The organism is Streptomyces microflavus, assembly GCF_014650075.1.
GTDB classification, from domain to species: domain Bacteria; phylum Actinomycetota; class Actinomycetes; order Streptomycetales; family Streptomycetaceae; genus Streptomyces; species Streptomyces microflavus.
This window is the reverse complement of sequence record NZ_BMUG01000001.1, coordinates 627,168-644,892: the sequence shown is the minus strand read 5'-3', so window position 1 is coordinate 644,892 and position 17,725 is coordinate 627,168. Positions and strand designations below refer to the sequence as shown.

The 17,725-nt window shown below is 70.7% G+C and carries 20 protein-coding genes and 3 pseudogenes; 14 read left to right on the top strand and 9 right to left on the bottom strand.

The genetic code is table 11. The features are described 5' to 3' along the window. Positions 1–75 precede the first annotated feature (75 nt). Positions 76–489: a hypothetical protein gene (locus IE264_RS02760; protein ID WP_032753198.1), complete on the top strand. Its 414-nt coding sequence runs from the start codon at positions 76–78 to the stop codon at positions 487–489. 91 nt (positions 490–580) lie between these two features. On the opposite strand, the gene IE264_RS02755 is transcribed toward IE264_RS02760, so the two are convergent. The 8 genes and pseudogenes from IE264_RS02755 to IE264_RS02720 all read right to left on the bottom strand — a co-directional run bounded on the left by IE264_RS02755 (position 581) and on the right by IE264_RS02720 (position 5,298). Next, positions 581–1,537 (bottom strand): alpha/beta fold hydrolase, encoded by a 957-nt coding sequence (locus IE264_RS02755; protein WP_032753201.1) that lies wholly within the window; start codon positions 1,535–1,537, stop codon positions 581–583. A 121-nt stretch (positions 1,538–1,658) separates the two neighbouring features. Then, complete coding sequence (locus IE264_RS02750; protein ID WP_051821649.1) at positions 1,659–2,240, bottom strand: YdeI/OmpD-associated family protein; 582 nt, start codon at positions 2,238–2,240, stop codon at positions 1,659–1,661. A 328-nt stretch (positions 2,241–2,568) separates the two neighbouring features. Then, the gene (locus tag IE264_RS02745; RefSeq protein ID WP_032753202.1) at positions 2,569–2,778 is read right to left on the bottom strand and encodes a DUF397 domain-containing protein; all 210 of its coding nucleotides are present in this window, start codon (positions 2,776–2,778) and stop codon (positions 2,569–2,571) included. A gap of 77 nt (positions 2,779–2,855) precedes the next feature. Continuing rightward, positions 2,856–3,392: pseudogene (locus IE264_RS02740) on the bottom strand (GntR family transcriptional regulator); the annotation flags it as partial. Positions 3,393–3,454: 62 nt separating this feature from the next. After that, positions 3,455–3,892 (bottom strand): annotated as a pseudogene (locus IE264_RS02735) (NsdA family TPR-like regulatory protein); the annotation flags it as partial. A gap of 5 nt (positions 3,893–3,897) precedes the next feature. Further along, complete coding sequence (locus IE264_RS02730) at positions 3,898–4,104, bottom strand: DUF397 domain-containing protein (RefSeq protein ID WP_032753203.1); 207 nt, start codon at positions 4,102–4,104, stop codon at positions 3,898–3,900. A gap of 148 nt (positions 4,105–4,252) precedes the next feature. Next, the gene (locus IE264_RS02725) at positions 4,253–4,462 is read right to left on the bottom strand and encodes a DUF397 domain-containing protein (protein WP_032753204.1); all 210 of its coding nucleotides are present in this window, start codon (positions 4,460–4,462) and stop codon (positions 4,253–4,255) included. After that, positions 4,459–5,298, bottom strand: a complete 840-nt coding sequence (locus IE264_RS02720) for a helix-turn-helix domain-containing protein (RefSeq protein ID WP_032753205.1) — start codon at positions 5,296–5,298, stop codon at positions 4,459–4,461. The genes IE264_RS02725 and IE264_RS02720 overlap by 4 nt, the downstream gene beginning before the upstream one ends. Positions 5,299–5,404: 106 nt before the next feature. Between IE264_RS02720 and IE264_RS02715 the strand changes: the two genes are divergently transcribed. The 5 genes from IE264_RS02715 to IE264_RS02695 are packed head-to-tail and all read left to right on the top strand — an operon-like array spanning position 5,405 to position 7,188. Further along, positions 5,405–5,668, top strand: a complete 264-nt coding sequence (locus IE264_RS02715) for a hypothetical protein (RefSeq protein WP_032753206.1) — start codon at positions 5,405–5,407, stop codon at positions 5,666–5,668. After that, positions 5,665–5,976, top strand: coding sequence for a hypothetical protein (locus tag IE264_RS02710; RefSeq protein WP_032753207.1), 312 nt, complete (start codon positions 5,665–5,667; stop codon positions 5,974–5,976). Before IE264_RS02715 ends, IE264_RS02710 begins: the two co-directional genes overlap by 4 nt. Beyond that, a complete protein-coding gene (locus IE264_RS02705; protein ID WP_032753208.1) occupies positions 5,976–6,338 on the top strand; it encodes a hypothetical protein in 363 nt (120 codons plus the stop codon). The genes IE264_RS02710 and IE264_RS02705 overlap by 1 nt, the downstream gene beginning before the upstream one ends. A gap of 38 nt (positions 6,339–6,376) precedes the next feature. Further along, positions 6,377–6,802: a hypothetical protein gene (locus IE264_RS02700; RefSeq protein ID WP_032753209.1), complete on the top strand. Its 426-nt coding sequence runs from the start codon at positions 6,377–6,379 to the stop codon at positions 6,800–6,802. Then, positions 6,799–7,188 (top strand): hypothetical protein, encoded by a 390-nt coding sequence (locus IE264_RS02695; RefSeq protein WP_032753210.1) that lies wholly within the window; start codon positions 6,799–6,801, stop codon positions 7,186–7,188. The genes IE264_RS02700 and IE264_RS02695 overlap by 4 nt, the downstream gene beginning before the upstream one ends. A 12-nt stretch (positions 7,189–7,200) precedes the next feature. Here the strand turns inward: IE264_RS02695 and IE264_RS02690 are convergent, their stop codons facing one another. Beyond that, the gene (locus tag IE264_RS02690; RefSeq protein ID WP_015608403.1) at positions 7,201–8,043 is read right to left on the bottom strand and encodes a helix-turn-helix transcriptional regulator; all 843 of its coding nucleotides are present in this window, start codon (positions 8,041–8,043) and stop codon (positions 7,201–7,203) included. A gap of 323 nt (positions 8,044–8,366) precedes the next feature. On the opposite strand from IE264_RS02690, the gene IE264_RS02685 reads away from it, so the two are divergent. From IE264_RS02685 to IE264_RS37835, 8 genes and pseudogenes are all read left to right on the top strand, one after another. Further along, positions 8,367–9,320 (top strand): SDR family oxidoreductase, encoded by a 954-nt coding sequence (locus IE264_RS02685; protein WP_032753211.1) that lies wholly within the window; start codon positions 8,367–8,369, stop codon positions 9,318–9,320. Positions 9,321–9,672: 352 nt separating this feature from the next. After that, the gene (locus IE264_RS02680; protein WP_229887357.1) at positions 9,673–10,749 is read left to right on the top strand and encodes an SAM-dependent methyltransferase; all 1,077 of its coding nucleotides are present in this window, start codon (positions 9,673–9,675) and stop codon (positions 10,747–10,749) included. 82 nt (positions 10,750–10,831) lie between these two features. Beyond that, positions 10,832–12,538: a WD40 repeat domain-containing protein gene (locus IE264_RS02675; protein WP_032753214.1), complete on the top strand. Its 1,707-nt coding sequence runs from the start codon at positions 10,832–10,834 to the stop codon at positions 12,536–12,538. Next, on the top strand, positions 12,538–13,731 hold the full coding sequence (locus IE264_RS02670) for a glycosyltransferase family 2 protein (protein WP_032753215.1): 1,194 nt from the start codon (positions 12,538–12,540) through the stop codon (positions 13,729–13,731). The genes IE264_RS02675 and IE264_RS02670 overlap by 1 nt, the downstream gene beginning before the upstream one ends. Further along, positions 13,721–14,893: a hypothetical protein gene (locus IE264_RS02665; RefSeq protein ID WP_032753216.1), complete on the top strand. Its 1,173-nt coding sequence runs from the start codon at positions 13,721–13,723 to the stop codon at positions 14,891–14,893. The genes IE264_RS02670 and IE264_RS02665 overlap by 11 nt, the downstream gene beginning before the upstream one ends. Then, positions 14,890–15,774: a PIG-L deacetylase family protein gene (locus IE264_RS02660; protein ID WP_051821652.1), complete on the top strand. Its 885-nt coding sequence runs from the start codon at positions 14,890–14,892 to the stop codon at positions 15,772–15,774. The genes IE264_RS02665 and IE264_RS02660 overlap by 4 nt, the downstream gene beginning before the upstream one ends. After that, on the top strand, positions 15,771–16,430 hold the full coding sequence (locus tag IE264_RS02655; RefSeq protein WP_015608410.1) for a GTP cyclohydrolase II: 660 nt from the start codon (positions 15,771–15,773) through the stop codon (positions 16,428–16,430). The genes IE264_RS02660 and IE264_RS02655 overlap by 4 nt, the downstream gene beginning before the upstream one ends. Then, positions 16,427–17,674: pseudogene (locus IE264_RS37835) on the top strand (MFS transporter); the annotation flags it as partial. The gene IE264_RS02655 and the pseudogene IE264_RS37835, both read left to right, overlap by 4 nt. Between the last annotated feature and the right edge of the window lie 51 nt (positions 17,675–17,725).

The following is a 17,725-nucleotide window of genomic DNA, read 5'->3' as shown; positions in this document are numbered from 1 at the left end:
TCGTAGAGGTCTTCCCGAAACGCTTCAAGTACGACAACGGAGAGCCAATGCCCGAGCGAGGAAGAGGGACTCATCGTGACAGATTTCATTCGTGAAGGGCGACTCTTCAGAGTAAGTGGGTTCATTCCCTCTCACAGGCAGCTCTTTCTGACCAGCGAAGCCACATTCGAGAACGGAACCACGACGACGGTCGAGGTTTACATCGGGCATGTGGAACTGATGTTCCTCAAGCCCTACTACAGGAACGGGCTCCACATCCGGCGAGCGGCCGCCGAAGAGTTCGACGTGCTCAGTGAACGGCACGGCATTCCGGCAGAGGATGCTGCTTACACCTGGATGCTGGAGCGGGATGGCGGCAGCTTCGTGGTCGGAGGCAAACCCTCCTGGCGGGAGGCTGAGTATGAGGTGACCGGAGAGCGGAAATCGTTGTACGACCCGCGTGAACCCTGGCCGCCGGACTTCCCCGCCCACTGGGGGCAGATCGGCTGACGGCCTTCCGACCCAGCACACTGCGGCGGGCAGGGTCCATGTCCACGGTCAGGCGGCGTCGCACTTTGCGGCCTGCACGCCCGCGACGGAATCAAGATCGGACGGTGGCATCCTGCTGTTCCAGCCATCGTGAAATCACTTGGTTTGTCTCTTCGGGCATCTCCTCCTGAATCCAGTGACCGCAGTCCAGGCCGACCACTTCCACATGGGGCACGAACTCTGTCAGGTTCTCGGACCTCGGGATCGCCCAGTCCTGGTCGCCGTAGATCATGAGGGCGGGCTGCTGGATGATCGGGTCCACGTCTGCCAGCAAGCGCCAGTTGCGGTCGAGGTTCCTGTACCAGTTGATGCCACCCGTAAATCCCGATGATGCGAACGCGGAGACGTAGACGGCCAGTTCGCTGTCGCTCATGACGGGCTCACCGCGTGGTGTTACTGATCTGGCGAGATTGATCATCGCCATGCCCGGCTCAGGGGGCGCGGGGGGCACGTTCTTCCGGTAGAGGTTGCGGAGGAACTGGAATGCGTTCTCATCGAACACGGCGTCCGCAACGCCCGGCTGTCGGTTGAAGTGGACAAAGTAGAAGTCGCCACCGAGGAATTCCTCCATGGCCTCGATCCACGGCTTTTCTCCGCGCACCTGGTAAGGCAAGCTCAAATTGATCACCTTGTTCACCCGGTTGGGGTGCAACAGGGCCAGCCCCCAGACGACGAACGCACCCCAGTCATGGCCGATGAAGGTGGCGTCCTCGTATCCGTAGTGGTCGAGAAGCGCGACGAGGTCACCCGACAGGTGCTCGATGTCGTAGTCCGTCACTTCGGTCGGGCGGGATGAGTTGCCGTAACCCCGCTGGTTCGGTGCGATGACGTGGTAGCCCGCTGCGGCGAGGGTGGGCATCAGGTGACGCCAGGAGAAGGCATGCTCCGGCCAGCCGTGGCAGAGCACGATGGGCTTCCCCTCGTTTTCTCGGCCTGCTTCGAAGACTTCGAGTTCCACACCGTTGACCGGAATAATGGTGGGCTCGGGAAAATCGGTTGGATTGAGCATCACGTTTCCTTATTTCCTTTTCGGGGCGATGAGAATCACTTCGTAACATCGGCTGTTGAAGCTCTCCATAAGCGTCCGCGAGCCTTGACGTCCTTGATCTGCGCGTTGGCCGAGTGGTTGATCATGATGGCCGCTCGCCCCTCGCCATCGCCGCCGTCATCCGTTCCAGACGGGCCAGCCGGGTCTTCTCGGTGCGGGCGGTGACCAGGCGGAGGTACAGCGCGAACTGGTCGGACTTGCTGAGCGTCTCGTAGAACGCCCGCGCGGCCGGGTTCGCGTCGAGTGCCTCGACGAGATCCGGAGGCGCGGTGGCATTCCGCTGCGAGGCGTATGCCGTCTCCCAGCGGCCGTCCGCCCGCGCCGCCTCGATTTCGGCGAGGCCGCGGGGGCGCATCCGGCCCGCCGCGATGAGGGCTTCGGCCTTGGCGACGTTCACCTGCGACCAGGCGGAGCGGGGGCTGCGGGGTGTCGTGCGCTGGAGGAAGTACGTGTCGTCAAAGCCGCGCCGCAGACCGTCGATCCAGCCGAAGCAGAGCACCGTGTCAACCATCTCTTCCCAGGTGAGCGACGGGATGCCGGTGTGCTTCTTGGCGATCTTCACCCAGAGCGCGGTCCGTTCCCCGTGATGCGTGTCGAGCCAGGCTTCAAGCTCGGCCGGGCTTGCGGGGACAAGAATGTCGACGCCGTCTTCGTATTCCTGCATGAGCCGCAGAGTAGAAGCCCTATAGGACAGATGCTGACCTACCTGAGCGCACTGCTCCGGTGACCCGCTCAAGCGGCCGACTCAGCGACCTGACCGGCTCACTACTCTCATGCGCCCGATCTCCCCGCTGTGGCCGCCTGGAGGAGACGGACGGGCGCGGTCACCGCGGCGAGGCGGCATGGATACACGGCGTTGGCCTTGGTTCGCCACCGCAAGGCCCTGTGGGCGCGGCTGCCGACCAGGGGGTGCGGCAGGACGCTGGTCGCACCCGGGCAGCAGAACGCCCCACCATGCGCGGCACGGCGGGGCGTCGCTGGACCGGCAAGGGTCAGGCGGCGTCGAACTTTCCGGCCTGCACGCCCGCGACGAACGCGGAGAAGGCGGCGGTGCGGACGTCGAGGACCGGGCCATCCACGTTCTTGGAGTCGCGGACCGGGACGATGCCCTGCGAGGCGACGAGGTTGACGGCCACCTCGACGCAGTCACCGCCGTTCGAGCTGTACGAGGACGTGAACCAACGAGGAGATTCGGGCTTCACAGGGTGTCCCTTCAATAGCAGGAAGCCCCACCATGTACGTCCCGGCGAGGCGGGCGCCAGAGGGCCTCTCGGGGCCGTCACGCGTCGAAGTCGTACTCCAGGACGTAGGCCGCCGCGTCCAGGACCATCTCGTTGACCTCCACAGCGCGCCCCTCCTCCGCGTAGGCGGTCCGGCAGACGAGCATGACGGGCGTACCCGCCGGAAGGCTCAGCCTCGACGCCTCTTCCGGCAGGGGCATACGCGACCGGATCTCCTCCCGGAAGTGGACCGGCTTATGGCCCAGTTCGGCCAGCCGCGCGTAGGTGCCTCCCGGCCCGGTGTCCTGCTGGGTGATAGCCGATCCTGCGACGAGGGACGCCGGAAGGTATGACGTCGACAGCAGCACCGGTTTGCCGTCCAGCACGAACCTCCGGCTCCTGATCCACGCGCTCTCGCCCTCCCCCAGGTCGAGCACCCTCGCCACACTCTCCGGGGCGGCTCCTTCGCGCACCTCCACCTGGTCCACCACCAGGTCCCGGCCCCCGAGGTCCGCATCCCAGACCGAGCGTCCGGACTCCCACTGCTCGCGCGCCAACCGCTGGATCCCCCGACGCCTCAGCGGCTGGAAGCCACGACCCGAGCTCGTCATGCTGGAATCAGTTCAGGCCGGACGGTCTCCCGAGCCCGTTCGTACAGGGCCTGGGCGTCCGCCTGTTGTCCGGCGAGGAAAGCGCGCATGCGTGGTCCGGCTTGGGGTGACGGCACCGCTGCGGCATCGGCAAGGCGCATGGCTACCGGTCCTTGGCCCAGATCCACGGCTTGCACGCTCATTCCCCGGAGCGTGGTGCAGAACGCCAGGTGATCCTCGGACGCCCCGGCCGGCTCCAGCGCCTGGAGGTAGTAGCGCTGTGCCCGTCCGTGCAGCCCTTCGTCGACCGCCATGTATCCCGTGAGACAGCAGAGGTCCGACGCCGCCGACGTCATCGACTTGCGTACGTCCTCGGGCCCGCTTGTCCGCAGGAGCGGCACGACCGCGGCTTCCATTCGGCCAACTACGTCCGGCCGGCCCGGCACGGTGAGAGCGACGGAGAACAGGGCGACACCCAGCACACTGCGGCGGGACGGGTCCATGTCCACGGTCAGGCGGCGTCGAACTTTCCGGCCTGCACGCCCGCGACGAACGCGGAGAACGCGCCGGCCGAGACGTCGGCCACCGGGCCGTCCACACGCTTGGAGTCACGGACCGGGACGATGCCGCGCGAGGCGACGAGATTGACGGCCACCTCGATGCAGTTGCCGCCGTTCGAGCTGTACGAGGACGTGAACCACTGCGCGTGCTCGGTCATTGCGAAGGGCCCTTTCATAGCGGGAAGTTCCACCATGCACGAGCCCGAAGGGCGACGCCAGAGGGCACCTCGCGCACCTCCGCCTCCGGACAGCAGAACGCCCCACCATGCGCACGGCAGAGTGGGGCGGTGCTCGGAACTGGACCGGTCAGACGGTGTCGAACTTTCCGGCCTGCACGCCCGCGACGAACGCGGAGAAGGCGGCGGGGCGGACGTCGAGGACCGGGCCGTCCACGTTCTTGGAGTCGCGGACCGGGACGATGCCCTGCGAGGCTACGAGGTTGGCGGCTACCTCGATGCAGTTGCCGCCGTTCGCGCTGTACGAGGACTTGAACCAACGGGGGGATTCGGTCTTCACGGAGTGCCCTTTCGCAACTGGCTGATCTTGGCCGCAGACGCCGCCTTCGACAGCGCCTCGCCCTGAAGTTGATGGTAGGCCGTGAACATCGGCGCCACCAATGACGTTTCACGTTCGACGAATCCCTGTGACTGCGATTCGGCATACGCGACGATGGATCGGTCGACCATGGTCAGCAGGTTGACCGGCAGGTAGAAGGCCCTGCGCTCGCCCAGGCTGAACGGCGCCACCTGGATGATCCAGTTGGGCCGCGCGGCCATCTCCTCCAGCCGTCGGAGCTGGGCGTTCATGACCTCCGGACCGCCGACAGCCTGATGGAGGCAGCTCTCATCCATGACGACGAACATCATGGGCGGTTGTGACCGCACCAGTGCCGCCTGCCGCTGTTCCAGGAACGCGACGCGCTCGTCGGCCTGTTCGTAGGTGATGGACCCACGTTCCACGTCCCCGTAGGCGACGGCCCGCGCGTAGTCCGGCGTCTGTAACAGTCCGGGCATGAGGCCAACCTCAAACAGCCGGATCTCTACCGCTCGGCCCTCGTACCCCACGTACTCCGGGAAGCCCTCCAGCAGCGAGCCGTTCCGTAGCTCGGCCCATTCTCGCTCGAACGAATCGGCCGTGCCCGTCGTACCAAATGCCTGGTCAGACTTCCTCGAAAACCGCAGAGTCGGCGGTTTCCGAACAGTTTCCACGGCCGAAATGTGCTGACTGGAGTACCCGATCTTCGGAGCCAGCACATCCTGGCTCCACCCCCGCTCCTCCCGGTATCGCCGGATACGGGCCCCGTAGGCAGCCTGCGGGCTGCTGTCGGGGTTCAGCTGTTTGATGTTGACCATGCCGCGCTCCTTACCCTTCCTTCAACTTCAGTCAGTTGAAGGGTTCTTCACGGTAGGTCACTCTGAATCGCCCCGGTAGCCATTCAGCTACAGAGAGGAGCGATAGGTGTACGGCGTGAACGTTCGTCCGAATCCTGAAGAACCGCCCCCTGACCTGCCCGCCCCCGGCACTCTCCTGGTCGACACCAGCCGCGCCGACCGCGTCGGCGAGTTCCGAGGGGTCGCCGGCCTCTACTGGTCCCTCCGTCCCATGGGCGGCGGCATCGAGTGGGAGGTCGAGCCCCGGCACGTACGCCCCGCGCTCCCCATAGAGCAGCTCCGCGCCCGTACCGCACGCGCCAACGCCCGCAGTCGGGGTGAGGTGCTGTGAGCCGCCCGCTCGCCCGGCTACGGGTTCGGCTCGTCCTCGCCCTGGGGGCGGCGGAAATCCGGGCGCGGCTCCGGCTGCCCCGCCTCATGTGGGCGCTCACCCGGCGGCCCGCCCACCCCACCGCGCCCTTCGCCGAACTCGTACGCATCGAGTCCGACCCTGTCTACCGGGCCCTTTTCTGCGCGGAGTTGGACGCGGCACTCGAAGATCGGCTCGCGACCCGCACCGCCGTCGTGGACCAGATCGAGGCAGCCGCCGAACGGCTGAAGGCCCTGATCCGGCACGGCGACCACGAGCGTGCCGCGTGATGCGCGCGCGGTACGCCGCCGAGGTCACCGTGTCGGACGGGCAGCGGTTCTCCTCGCTCGGCCGGGTCACCGTACGGAACCGGCGGCTGGCCCTCCTGTGGCTCCGCAGACAAGCCCTCCGGCTCGCCAACGCGCACGGGTGCGCCGTACGTGACGCGTCACCCGGCGACGTACAGCCCGTCCTCTTTCACGGCTCCGACGCTCCCGAAGGGTTGCGGTTCTGGGCCACCGACGGCCGGCGTCAGGACGATGCGATACGGGCCCTCGAAGCGGGCTTTCCCCTGCTGTTCACCGTAGTTGACCCTGCCGTCGGGCTGAGCCTGACTCTCGCCGGGTGGCGCGGTTCACCGGCCGACCTCTAGGCCCCGGGCCCCAGGCCCCCTCCACAGAAGAGACCGACGTGCTGCAATGCACCGCCGTGACCCCGGCGCCCCTCGACGAGGTGCTCGTCGCCATCGCCACCCTGGACGGCGGGCTCCATGACCCGCCACCGGATCCCGCCCTCGACCACTACCTCCTGTGCGAGCTCGGCGAGCACGACTCCCGTACCGAGCACGCCGCCCTCCTCCGGTCGTCCGAGACGCCCAGCAGACCCGCCCTCTGGTTCTTCTGGACCGGTGCCGGACCGGACCGCGTCCACCGGATCGGGCCGGTGCCCTGGTGCCCCGCCGTCCTCCGCCTTCTCGACACGGGTTCCGTGTTGCAGTGCTCGTTCTTCGACCGCCACACCGCGTCCCACACCTGGGACGTGACCGATCCGCTCGGTGACCTGCTCGCCTACGGGTCCGTTTCCGACGAGGAACCGAAGGGCCGGACCCAACCATGAACCAGTGCACCGCCGTTGCCCTCCTGCCACCCCCGGACCACGTGGTCGCCCTGTCGGTCCCCGGACACCGTCCCGAAGCCGGGCACGTACTCTGCGAACTCGGTGAGGACCACGGTCACGCTCACGCGGCCATGCTCTGGGACGAGGGCGGGCGGCCCGGAAGCGCCGTCTGGGCGCGGTGGGGCGCCGAGCGGACCGAGCTGGTGCCGCTCCCCTGGTGTTCCGCCCTCGACACCCGTGGCGAGGCCTGCGGGCTGTTCGCCGGGCACCCGTCCGGGCACAGCTGGCAGGTCACCGACCCCACCCACGAGGCCATCGCCCGCCACCTCGCTGAGCAGCACCCCCACCTGTTCCCCGAGTTCAGGGAAGGGGGCGGCGGCGGGTAGGACCGCTTCGGGTCAGCGCATCGCCTGTGACCCTATGACCGACAGCAGCTGCAGGCGCTCGTAGCTCTCGCTGCCCGGCGCGGCCGTGTACACGAGCAGGCTGTGCGACTGGTCCGGGTCCAGCAGCCGCTGGCAGTTCAGCTCCAGGACGCCCACCTCGGGGTGGATGAAGCGCTTGACCTCGTGCGGGCGGATGCCGACCTCGTGCCGGTCCCAGAGGCGGCGGAACTCCTCGCTCCGGTCGAGGAGCAGCTCGGCGCAGTGTGCCGCGCGGGAGCCGGCGCCCCGCAGTGTGGCCAGTTCCCGCAGGCCGGACGCGAACATGCGGGAGAGGAAGTCGTGGTCGTCCGCCACGTACAGCGAGCGGGTGGCGGGGTCGGTGAACCAGCGGTAGCCGATGGAGCGAGCCAGGCCGGTGTGGCGGGTCGTGTCGCCGGTGAGGGCGACTCCCAGCGGGCTCTGCCGCAGGGTCTCCCCCAGTTCCGTGACGATCTCGGCGGGGGTGTCGTCCAGCCGGTCGAGGATGCGGAGGAGGCCGGGGTTGATGTGCTCACCGGTCGTTCCCCGGACGGGCGGGGTGTGGCCGGAGAGGCGGAACAGGTGGTCGCGCTCCTCCAGGGAGAGGTGGAGTCCCTGCGCGATCGAGGCGATCATCTGCTCGGACGGCTGCGGGCCGCGTTCGCGTTCCAGCCGGGCGTAGTAGTCGGTCGACATGTGGCAGAGCACTGCGACCTCCTCGCGGCGCAGCCCGCCGGTCCTGCGGCGCTGGCCGCGTGGGAGGCCGACGTCCTCGGGTTGCAGCAGTTCCCGGCGATGCCGCAGGAACGCCGCCAGGCCGCCGCGGTCGATCTCCATGCGTCCTGTCCTCCGTGTTCCGTGCGGGGCCGCCGGTCTCTCCGGGCTGTGGCACCGGGGCGCTGCTCGTGGCTCCGGTCCCCCGGCCGTGGCTCCGGTCCCTTTGTACCGCCCGGGGGCTGGCGTAACCACGGATCACCGATCCCCCCATACGCCCGGCGCGCCCCCTCGTTCCGGCCGCCGCCGACCGTAACCTCGGCTCGCCGGTCAGTGGATCGGGAGGCCCTGGATGGCCCGGAGCGATGCCCTCACCGTTGAGAGAACCGGACGGATCTCACCGACCGGATCGAACGGAACGACCCGACCGAGCGGAAGTGAGTCCCATGACCCGCAAGAGCCCTGACCTCGCCCTTCCCGACCTGTCGGGCAAACGCGCCGTCGTCACCGGAGCGAGCGACGGGATCGGGCTCGGTATCGCCGCCCGCCTCGCGGCCGCCGGTGCCGAGGTCGTCATGCCCGTACGCAACCCCCGTAAGGGCGAGAGCGCGCTCGGCGAGGTCCGGCGGCGGGTTCCCGGCGCGAACGTGTCGCTGCGGGCGCTCGACCTGTCCTCGCTGGACTCCGTCGCGGCGCTCGGCAGGACCCTGCTCGACGAGGACCGGCCCGTCCACCTCCTGATCAACAACGCGGGTGTCATGACCCCGCCCGAGCGGCAGACGACGGCCGACGGATTCGAGCTGCAGTTCGGCACCAACCACCTCGGGCACTTCGCCCTCGTCGCCCGGCTGCTCCCGCTCCTGCGCGCCGGGCAGGCCCGGGTGACCTCCCAGATCAGCCTCGCCGCCAACAGCAACGCCATCAACTGGTCCGACCTGAACTGGGAGCGGTCCTACGACGGCATGCGCGCCTACAGCCAGTCGAAGATCGCCTTCGGTCTCTTCGGCCTGGAACTCGACCGGCGCAGCCGGGCCGAGGGCTGGGGCATCACGAGCAACCTGTCCCACCCGGGAGTCGCGCCGACCAGCCTGCTCGCCGCCCGCAGCGAGATCGGCCGCGACAAGGACACGCTGGGCGTCCGCCTGATCCGCGTTCTGTCCGCCCGCGGCATCCTGGTCGGCACCGTGGAGAGCGCGCAGCTTCCGGCGCTGTACGCCGCGGCCTCGCCGGACGCGAAGGGCGGCGGCTTCTACGGGCCCAAGGGGCCCGGTCACCTGGGCGGGCCGCCCGCGGAGCAGAAGCTCTACAGCCGGCTGGCCGATGCCGGGGAGGCCCGGCGGGTGTGGCAGGTCTCCGAGGAACTGACCGGCGTGCGGTTCGCGGCGGACCGGGCGGGCTGACGCGAGGTGGCCGAAACAGCCCTGGCAGGTTCACGCCGTTCGCCGACGACATGACGGATTTCTTACGCAAGCCTTTTCAGTCAGCACCAACATATTGAAAGAATGCTGCGATAACATCCGCTCGGTAACCGGGTACAGCCCGGCCCGGCCGGTGAGCAAAGAGGCATGAATGCCCCCATCTTCCCAGCCGGGGAGGATGATCGCGCCCTTTACTTCAAATCGGGGCCGTGCCTATAGTGCGACTCCGATCCCGCACGGGAAAACGGGGGTAGCTTTGCGTGCCGTCATAGGTAATTCCGCCATAGCTCATTCCGTCATTGCTCATTCCGTGGTCGACGTCCTGAGTGAATTCATGAGCATTCTGGATTCACCGGAAGAGAACGTGTGCGTCGTCCTGACCGGGCACGGCGGGCGGACGGTCACCCTTCCCCCGGAAGAGCTGGACGCGCGGGTCGCGCGGCTGCTGCGGGAGGCCGGGCCCGCGGATCCGGGCGGGACGCCGGACTCCTTGGAGCTGAGCTCCTCGGCGGAGTACGGCAGCGTGTGGTGGGCGCACAATCCGGCCGACTGGCGTGGACCGCAGGCGCGTTCGGGGCTGCTGGCGGCCCGAGCGGCGGGCGGACGCCCCGTACGGTACGCGGTCGGGCACGCGGGCCACTCCCAGTTCGCCGTCGACCGTGCGCACCCCCTCGACGGGCGGCTCCTCGGCGCCAAGCTGGACGCCCTCAACCGGCTCCCGCCGGAGCTGCTGAGCGGTGACGGGGAACAGCCGCGGGTCATCACCGCCACCGCGCCCTCCTGCGAGCAGTTCTTCAGCCTCGGGCCCCAGCAGGCCGAGCACCTGTACTACCTGCTCTACGCCCCGCTCGGCCAGGTGGAGGTGCCGCCCGACCCGTGGGGGCTCGACACCTCGGCGTACGAGCGGGAACGGCTCGCCGCCACCTGCCGCTGGGTGCGGGAGACGCTGGGCGGCACCGGGTTCACCGTCGTGGAGCCGGGCGCCTGCGAGGGGGCGCTGACCGCTCCGCTCCGCGAGACCGGCCTCACGGTGATCCCGACCGAGCCCCACGACGAATTCCGGCGGAGACTCTCCCGGCGCCTCGGCCCCGCCGGCATCACGGCGGACACGGTGGAGGAACTCGCCGAGAAACGGCACCTCCCCGCCGACGCCTATCTCCTCGCCGAAATCTTCTACTACCTCGAAGACATTTCGGTGGTCGACGGCCTTCCCACCGATCTGCTCCTGGTCACTTCCTCGCCTGAATTCATCGAGAGTTCCGTGCGGCCCTGGTTCTCAGGACCGGGGAAAGGGAAATGGCGACCGGACGGACAGCGCACCCTCGTGCCGCCCCGCATGGATTTCCTGGTGGACGGCGTCGCTTATCAACGGAAAAGGGGAAGTGTCGGGCTGGTCTACCGCCGGATCTGACGCCCCCTCCCCCCCTCTCCTCCTGGCACCACGTGTTCTCCCCCGTACGAGCCCGCAAGCGCCCCACGAAGGGAACCCCACCGTGATCCGCCACTCCAGCCCCATCAGCGGCGTCGCCGCCCACGAGGACTCCTACGTCGCCACCGCCGGTTACGACAACCACGTCATCCTCTGGGACCAGCGCACCCGCGTCCCGCTCGCCCGGGTGGCCCACGATCACCTCGCCAACCAGTGCGCCTTCAGCCCCGACGGCAGATTCCTGGTGACCTCCTCCAGCGACTACAGCGCCCGCATCTGGTCGGTGCCCGACATGCGGCTGCGGGCGGTGCTCGGCCACCACGAGGACGACGTGGAGATGTCCGCCTTCCATCCCACCGAGGAGAAGGTGGCCACCGCCTCCCGCGACCACCGGGTCAGGGTCTTCGACTTCACCGGAGACCTCCTGCACGTCTTCAGCGGGCACACGGCGGATGTCATCTCCGTGGCCTGGAGCCACGACGGCCGGGAGATCATCAGCTCCAGCGACGACGGGACGATCAAGCGCTGGTCCCTGGCGACCGGCGGCCTCGTCGAGGACCTGGACCTCGGCGGGGTGGAGACCGACACCGTCGCCATCGGCGGGAACGGCACGGTCTACGCCGGGAACGACGAGGGGGAACTCATCGTCCTCCGGGGCGGGGAACGGCACTTCGTGCCCGCCCATGACGCGGGCATCAAGCGGGTGGTGCTGGGCGAGGAGCGGGGCCTGCTCATCAGCCTGAGCTACGACCGCACCATGCGGCTGTGGGACGTGTCCGCCGGGACCCCGCAGCTGCGCGACAGCGTCGCCCTGCCGCCCGTCGTCTGGCCGCGCACCTGCGCCTTCGCCGCGGGCTCCGAGATCGTCTTCGGCACGTTCGGCGACAGCTACCACCGCTACGACTTCGCCAAGGGCCTGTGGAGCGAAGACCCCGTCGCCCCCACCTGGGGCCTCAACGCCGTTGCCGTACACGGGGATTCGGTCTACACCATCGGTGACGCGGGGACGCTGTGGCGGGACGGCGAGGTGCACGCGCAGCCGGACAGCCTCTGCAACTTCCTCACACCCGTCGGCTCCACGGTCGTCACCGGAGGACAGCTCGGGACCGTCTTCGACGCGCTCACCGGCGCCCCGGTCCACCAGCACCGCTCCCCGCTGAACTGCGCGGCCGCCTTCGAGCGGGACGGCAGGCGCCATGTCGTGGTCGGGGCGTACACCGGCGAGGGCGTCGTGCTGGCGGAGTCCGACGACGGCACCCTGGAGCATGTCCGGGACGTCCCCCTGCACTCCAACGCGGTGAAGGGCGTCGCGCTCTCCGGCGACCTGATCTTCTCGGTCTCGGCGGACGGCGGCGCGGCCTGGCACGAGACGGCCGGGCTGACCCGGGTCCACGCCCTGGCGGAGGCGCACGGCATGATCGCCAACGGCTGCGTCGGGCTGGGCGGCGACGGCTGGTTCGCCAGCGTCTCGCGCGACCTCGTCCTGCGCCTGTGGGGCCCCGACTTCACCTCCACCGAGGTCCCCACCCCGCACCGCCACTCCCTCAAGTGCGTCAGCGCCGACGAGCAGGGCCGCTACATCGCGATCGGCGCCTACAACGGGCGCGTCACGGTCTACGACCGGGAGACCGGCCGCTGGTCCACCGATGTCCGCCCGACCACATCGGGGGTCTCCTCCCTGACGTACGACAGCGGGCGCGGCGTCTTCCTGGCCTCCTCCTACGACGGGGCCGTCCACGAGGTCGCGCCGGACGCCTCGCGGACCGTGTGATGACCGATCTGCTGGTACCGACGAGGCCCCTGGAGCCGTACGCGGTGGAAGGCGTGGAGCCCGGCGGGCGCCCCACCCGCCGGCTGACCGTGCTGACGCCCCTCTACCGCGAGAGCGCGGCCACCTTCGAGCGCTCGGCGCGCGCGGTGGCGGCCCTGGAGTACCCGGACGAGCTGCTCCAGGTGCTCTGGCTCGTCGAGGCGGGCGCCGCCGGGGACCAGGACGCGGCGCGGGCGGGCGCGGCGATGGCCGCGTACCGGCGGGCCGGGCTGGACTGGCGGCTGCTGAGGCTGCCGGACATGAGCCCCAAGGGTGCGGCGCTGAACCACGCCTTCCCGTACGCCGAGGGCGAGGTGATCGCCATCCTCGACGCCGACGTGGTCCCGGCGCCCGGCCAGGCGGCCGAGGCCGTCCTCGCGCTGGAGCGGGGCAACGCGCTCGTCCAGGCCGAGGAGATCAGTGAGCCGGGGGCCGGTCTCGCCGCGCGTGCCAAGGCGGGCGAGGACGCGGTGTGGCACGCCTCCGTGCGCGGGCTCAAGCGGCTGGCGGGCGTCCATGTCGTGGCGGGCAGCTCCGTCTACGCCTGGGCCTCCACATGGGACCTGGTGCGGCCGGTGCGCTCCGACGACGTGGAGGAGTCCTACCACTGGTCCCTGCGGCTGATGGGGGCCGGGGTGGCGACCGGCTTCCTCGCCTCGCCCTCGCGGGTCAGCGCCACCGAGCGGCCCGCCGCCGCACTGCGCCAGCGGGCCCGCTGGACCCGGGGGCAGCTGCGCGCGGTCGCCGTGAGCTGGGCCGGACTCCCGCCCCGGGGAAGGCTGCTGGGCGCCGTCACGGTCGGCTCGCTGGCGGCCAGGGCCGCGCTGCCCCTGGTGTGCGGAGGTGCCGTCGCCGTACGCGCCCTGCGCCCGGCGGCGCTCGCCCTGGTGCTGGCGGACGCGGCCTGCGTCCTGGGCGCCCGGCGCGAGGCGGCCTACCGGCAGCGTACGGACGCGGTCGGCTGGGCCCTCGTCGTGCCCTGGCACATGCTGGGGTCCCTCGCCGTGTACCTCGCCCTGTACGAGTGGGCCAGGGGGCGGCGGGGCTGGCACAGCGTGCGGGACGGGGACGGCGCCTCGGCGAACCCGGCCCCTGCACCGGCCCCTGCTCCGGCTCCGGCTCCGGCTCCGGAAGGGGTCCGTCGTGCCGACTGAGAGTGTCACCTCCACGGCGGTGATCAGCGCAGCCGTGATGGCCCACCCGCGCCGGGCGGCGGAGGCGGCCCGGCTGGCCGCCTCGCTGCCCGCATGGGGCACCCGGGTGGTCGTCGACCCCTCGCCCGAGGCCGGGCCCGGGGCACTGCGGACGGCACGGGCGGCCTGGGCCGCGGTGGCACCGGGCGCCACCCATCACGTCGTGCTCCAGGACGACGTGGTGCCGTGCCGGGAGTTCGCCGCCCAGGTCGCCCACGCCGTACGGGAGTTACCCGATACCCCGCTGGCCCTGTACGCCAACTGGAACTCCTGGAACGGCGCGGCCACCCGTGCAGCGGCCCTCCAGGGCGCCTCCTGGGTGCCCGCCGTACCGGGCGAGTGGACCCCCAGCCTGGCCCTCGTGCTGCCCCGCGCGGACGTGGACGCGCTGCTGGCTGCCGTACCGCCGGACGTCACCGGCCCCGACCCGGACGACACCGTCCTCGCCCGCGAACTCGGCCGGCGCGGGCGGCGGGTGCTGATCCCCGTACCGCACTGGGTGGAGCACGCCGACGGGACCAGCCTGGTCGGCAACGACGTGTACGGACCCCGGCACTCCGCCTGCTTCGCCGACGACACGGCCGCGGGGCCCGACCCGGCGGGACCGGTGGCGGCGGCGCCCGACGTGCTCGTCCACCTGTTCAAGGGCCGGGTCCAGCTGGTCCTTGCCGCCGACACCCGGACGCCGCGCCGGAGTTCGCGGGAGGGCTATCTGCGGGAGGCGGGGCTGGACGGGCGGAGCCTGCGCCGCTCGGCGCGGGCGGTCGCGGCCCTGCGCGCCCCGAGCGCCCTCCTCGGCGCCCTGTGCGAGGAGATCTGGTACGCCGCCTACCTCATGGCCCTGCACACCCCGGCCGGCCGGGCACCCGGCGCCGGGGACGACCGGATCCGGCTCTGTCTGCGCAGCCTGGTCCTCGGCGGCACCGCCGACCGCGCCGACCTGCGGTTGTGGGCGCTGCACCGGGTGAGCCCGCTGATGGGCCTGGCCGAGGACGGCCTGCGGGCCGGTTTCGAGGACCGGGAGGCGTACGGCCGCCCCGCACCCCTCCCGCCGGATCAGCTCGCCGCCCTTCCCGACGCCGCGCTGATCTGGTCCCACCCGCTGACGCTGGAGGAGCGATGACCGCTGATGCCGAAAGGCCGGTGACCGCTGACGCCGAACGGGCAACGGCCACCCGCCCGACCACCGTCCTGCTGTTCTCGCCGCACGCCGACGACGTGGTGCTCTCCTCCTTCGGCGCCCTGCGGCCCGGCGGCGCGGCCGTCACCGTCTTCGCCGGCGTGCCCGACGACCCCGCCCTCCTCGCCCCCTGGGACGAGCGCCTCGGAGCCCGTACGTCACGCGAGTTCGCCCTGGAGCGGCTCCGCGAGGACGCGGCGGCCTACCGGGGTACGGGGGTGGCCCTGGACGCCTGGGCCCATCTGGACGGCCAGTACCGGCCCGGCCCGCCGGACACCGGGGCCCTGCGCCGGGAGATGCGGCAGCGGATCGACCGGGCCGGGGAGGTGCGGCTGCCCGCCGCCATCGGGGACCACCCCGACCACCTGGCCGTCCGCGACACCGGACTGGCGGCCTGCCGCGAACTCGCCGCCGCCGGACGGCCTCCCCTGGTGCGGCTCTACGCGGACTACCCGTACCAGCTCTTCGCCATGAGCAACCGCCACCGCGCCCACGGCACCTGGTCCACGTACACCTGGCACAACGAGGACCCGCTCGCCCTGACCGAGTGGTTCGCGCAGCACTTCCCCGGGGGCTCGAAGGAGCACGCCCGGCCCCGGCGGCACACGCTCTCCGACGACACCGTGGCCGCCAAGGAGCGCGCGGTCCGCTGTCACCGCACCCAGGTCCCCGAACTCGACCGGGCGACCTACGGAACGCTGCTCGACCCCGCGAACCTGGGGCGCGAGTACACCTGGGACCTGCCCGCCCACCTGTGGGAGCCGGTGACCGCCGGTCCCCCGCCCCCGGGAACACCCGTCCGGCCTGGAGGAAGAGACACATGAGCAGCACGATTCCGACAGCGGCCGGGTACCGGTACCCCTTGCTGCCCGGCAAGATCCGCGCCGACGTAGCCGTACCGGTGGAGACCGGGGCGGGCACGGTGACGGCGCGCATGATGAGCTTCACCGGTCTCGTGGACGGCAGGGAGCACATCGCCCTGGTCTTCGGGGAGCGGCAGCAGGAGGTCCCGCTGGTGCGGGTGCACTCCGAGTGCCTGACCGGCGATGTGTTCGGCTCCGGGCGCTGCGACTGCGGGCCGCAGCTCCGGGAGGCCATCGACCTCCTCGCCGCCCAGGGAGGGATCCTCCTCTACCTCCGCCAGGAGGGCCGGGGCATCGGCCTGTACAACAAGCTGGACGCGTACATCCTCCAGGACGGCGGGCTCGACACCTTCGAGGCGAACCGGAAGCTGAACTTCGCCGACGACCTGCGGGACTACCGGCCCGCCGCCCAGATGCTCGCCGCGCTCTCCGTGACCGCCGTCAAGCTGCTCACCAACAACCCCGACAAGGCACGGCAGTTGACCGACTGCGGGATGGAGGTGCGCTCAACCCGCACCACCGGGGCGTTCGTGAGCGGCAGCAACCGGGGCTATCTGACGGCGAAGCGGGAGGTCGCCGGTCACCGGATCGAGCTGCCCGACGCCGAACGGACGTGACGGAGGACGAGCACGCCCCCCGCTCCAGGAAGGCCCGCCTGGCCGACCGTCTCGGGGTCCCGCGCCTGTCCGGGAACGGAAGGATCGTCACCGCGACGGCGCTGGACTCCTTCGGCGTGGGGATGTTCATCCCGTTGAACTTCCTGTTCTTCCTGCTGACCACCGACCTGACGGTCCAGCAGGTGGGGTACGGGACGAGCCTGGCGACGCTGCTCTCCCTGCCGGTGGCGCCGCTGGCCGGGATCGCCGTGGACCGCTGGGGCCCCAAGGCCTCCCTGGTCGCCAACAACCTGATCTCGACCGTCGGTTTCCTCTGCTACCTGCTCGTCGACAGCCAGGCCTCGCTGGTGGTGGTCCTCTTCGTGGTCCTGTGCGCGGAGCGCCTGTACTGGGTGGCGTGGCCCGCCTTCGTCGCCGACCTGGCCGAGGGTGAGGAGCTCGACCGGTGGTACGCGTTCACCGCCGCCGGGAAGAACGCGAGCGTGGGCCTCGGCGGTGCGGCCGGCGGCGCCCTGCTGGGCACCGGCTGGTCCGGCGCGGCCGTGCTGATCGTGGTGGTGAACGCGGGCACCAGCGCGATCACGGCGCTGCTCTTCGCCTACCCGGGGCGCGGGGTACGGACCGCCGCCGCTCCCCCGCCGGAAGCCGCCGCTCCGAAGGCAACGGGCGGGGCGGCGGACGAATCGGCGGGTGACGAGGAAGGCGGCTGGCGGTCCCTGCTGGGCGACCGGACGGTGTTCGTGCTGATCGGGGCGCAGACCGCGTTCGTCTTCGCCTGGCTGATCCCCACCACGGTGCTGCCGGTCTACCTGGTGGCGGTGCGAGGACTGCCGCCCTGGCTGCCCTCGACCGCGTTCACCCTCAACGCCCTGCTGATCGTGGTGGCGCAGTCCGCCCTCACCGCCCGGCTGGCCACGGTCCGGCGCAGCCGGGTGGTCGTCCGCAGCGCCGCCCTGATGCTCGCCACCCTCCTGCTCCTGGCGGTCCTCCCGGCGGCGGGGAGCGCGGTGGGGGTGGCCCTGGTCTTCGCGGCCGTCGCCCTGTTCACCTTCGGGCAGATGGCGGCGACCCCCGCCATGACGGCCGTCTCCGCGACCGTGGCGCCCCGCCGCGCCCGGGGCCGCTACCTCTCCGTCGTCAACCTCACCTGGACGGTGTCGGCCATCACCGGGCCGGCGCTCGTCGGGGCCCTGATCGAGGATCACACCCTGCTGCTGTGGGCGGTGCTGGCCGTGCTGACGGCGCTGGGCGGGCTGGGGTACCACGTGGCGGGGCGCATGGCGCCGGAGCGCCTC

Bases quoted from the DNA above. Each gene is read 5' to 3' on its own strand.
- IE264_RS02685 (WP_032753211.1), top strand. From the start codon at position 8,367: ATGACCCGCAAGAGCCCTGACCTCGCCCTTCCCGACCTGTCGGGCAAA.
- IE264_RS02690 (WP_015608403.1), bottom strand. From the start codon at position 8,043: ATGGAGATCGACCGCGGCGGCCTGGCGGCGTTCCTGCGGCATCGCCGG.
- IE264_RS02720 (WP_032753205.1), bottom strand. From the start codon at position 5,298: ATGGTCAACATCAAACAGCTGAACCCCGACAGCAGCCCGCAGGCTGCC.
- IE264_RS02655 (WP_015608410.1), top strand. From the start codon at position 15,771: ATGAGCAGCACGATTCCGACAGCGGCCGGGTACCGGTACCCCTTGCTG.
- IE264_RS02660 (WP_051821652.1), top strand. From the start codon at position 14,890: ATGACCGCTGATGCCGAAAGGCCGGTGACCGCTGACGCCGAACGGGCA.
- IE264_RS02755 (WP_032753201.1), bottom strand. From the start codon at position 1,537: ATGCTCAATCCAACCGATTTTCCCGAGCCCACCATTATTCCGGTCAAC.
- IE264_RS02705 (WP_032753208.1), top strand. From the start codon at position 5,976: ATGCGCGCGCGGTACGCCGCCGAGGTCACCGTGTCGGACGGGCAGCGG.
- IE264_RS02670 (WP_032753215.1), top strand. From the start codon at position 12,538: ATGACCGATCTGCTGGTACCGACGAGGCCCCTGGAGCCGTACGCGGTG.
- IE264_RS02750 (WP_051821649.1), bottom strand. From the start codon at position 2,240: ATGCAGGAATACGAAGACGGCGTCGACATTCTTGTCCCCGCAAGCCCG.
- IE264_RS02730 (WP_032753203.1), bottom strand. From the start codon at position 4,104: ATGACCGAGCACGCGCAGTGGTTCACGTCCTCGTACAGCTCGAACGGC.
- IE264_RS02695 (WP_032753210.1), top strand. From the start codon at position 6,799: ATGAACCAGTGCACCGCCGTTGCCCTCCTGCCACCCCCGGACCACGTG.
- IE264_RS02680 (WP_229887357.1), top strand. From the start codon at position 9,673: ATGAGCATTCTGGATTCACCGGAAGAGAACGTGTGCGTCGTCCTGACC.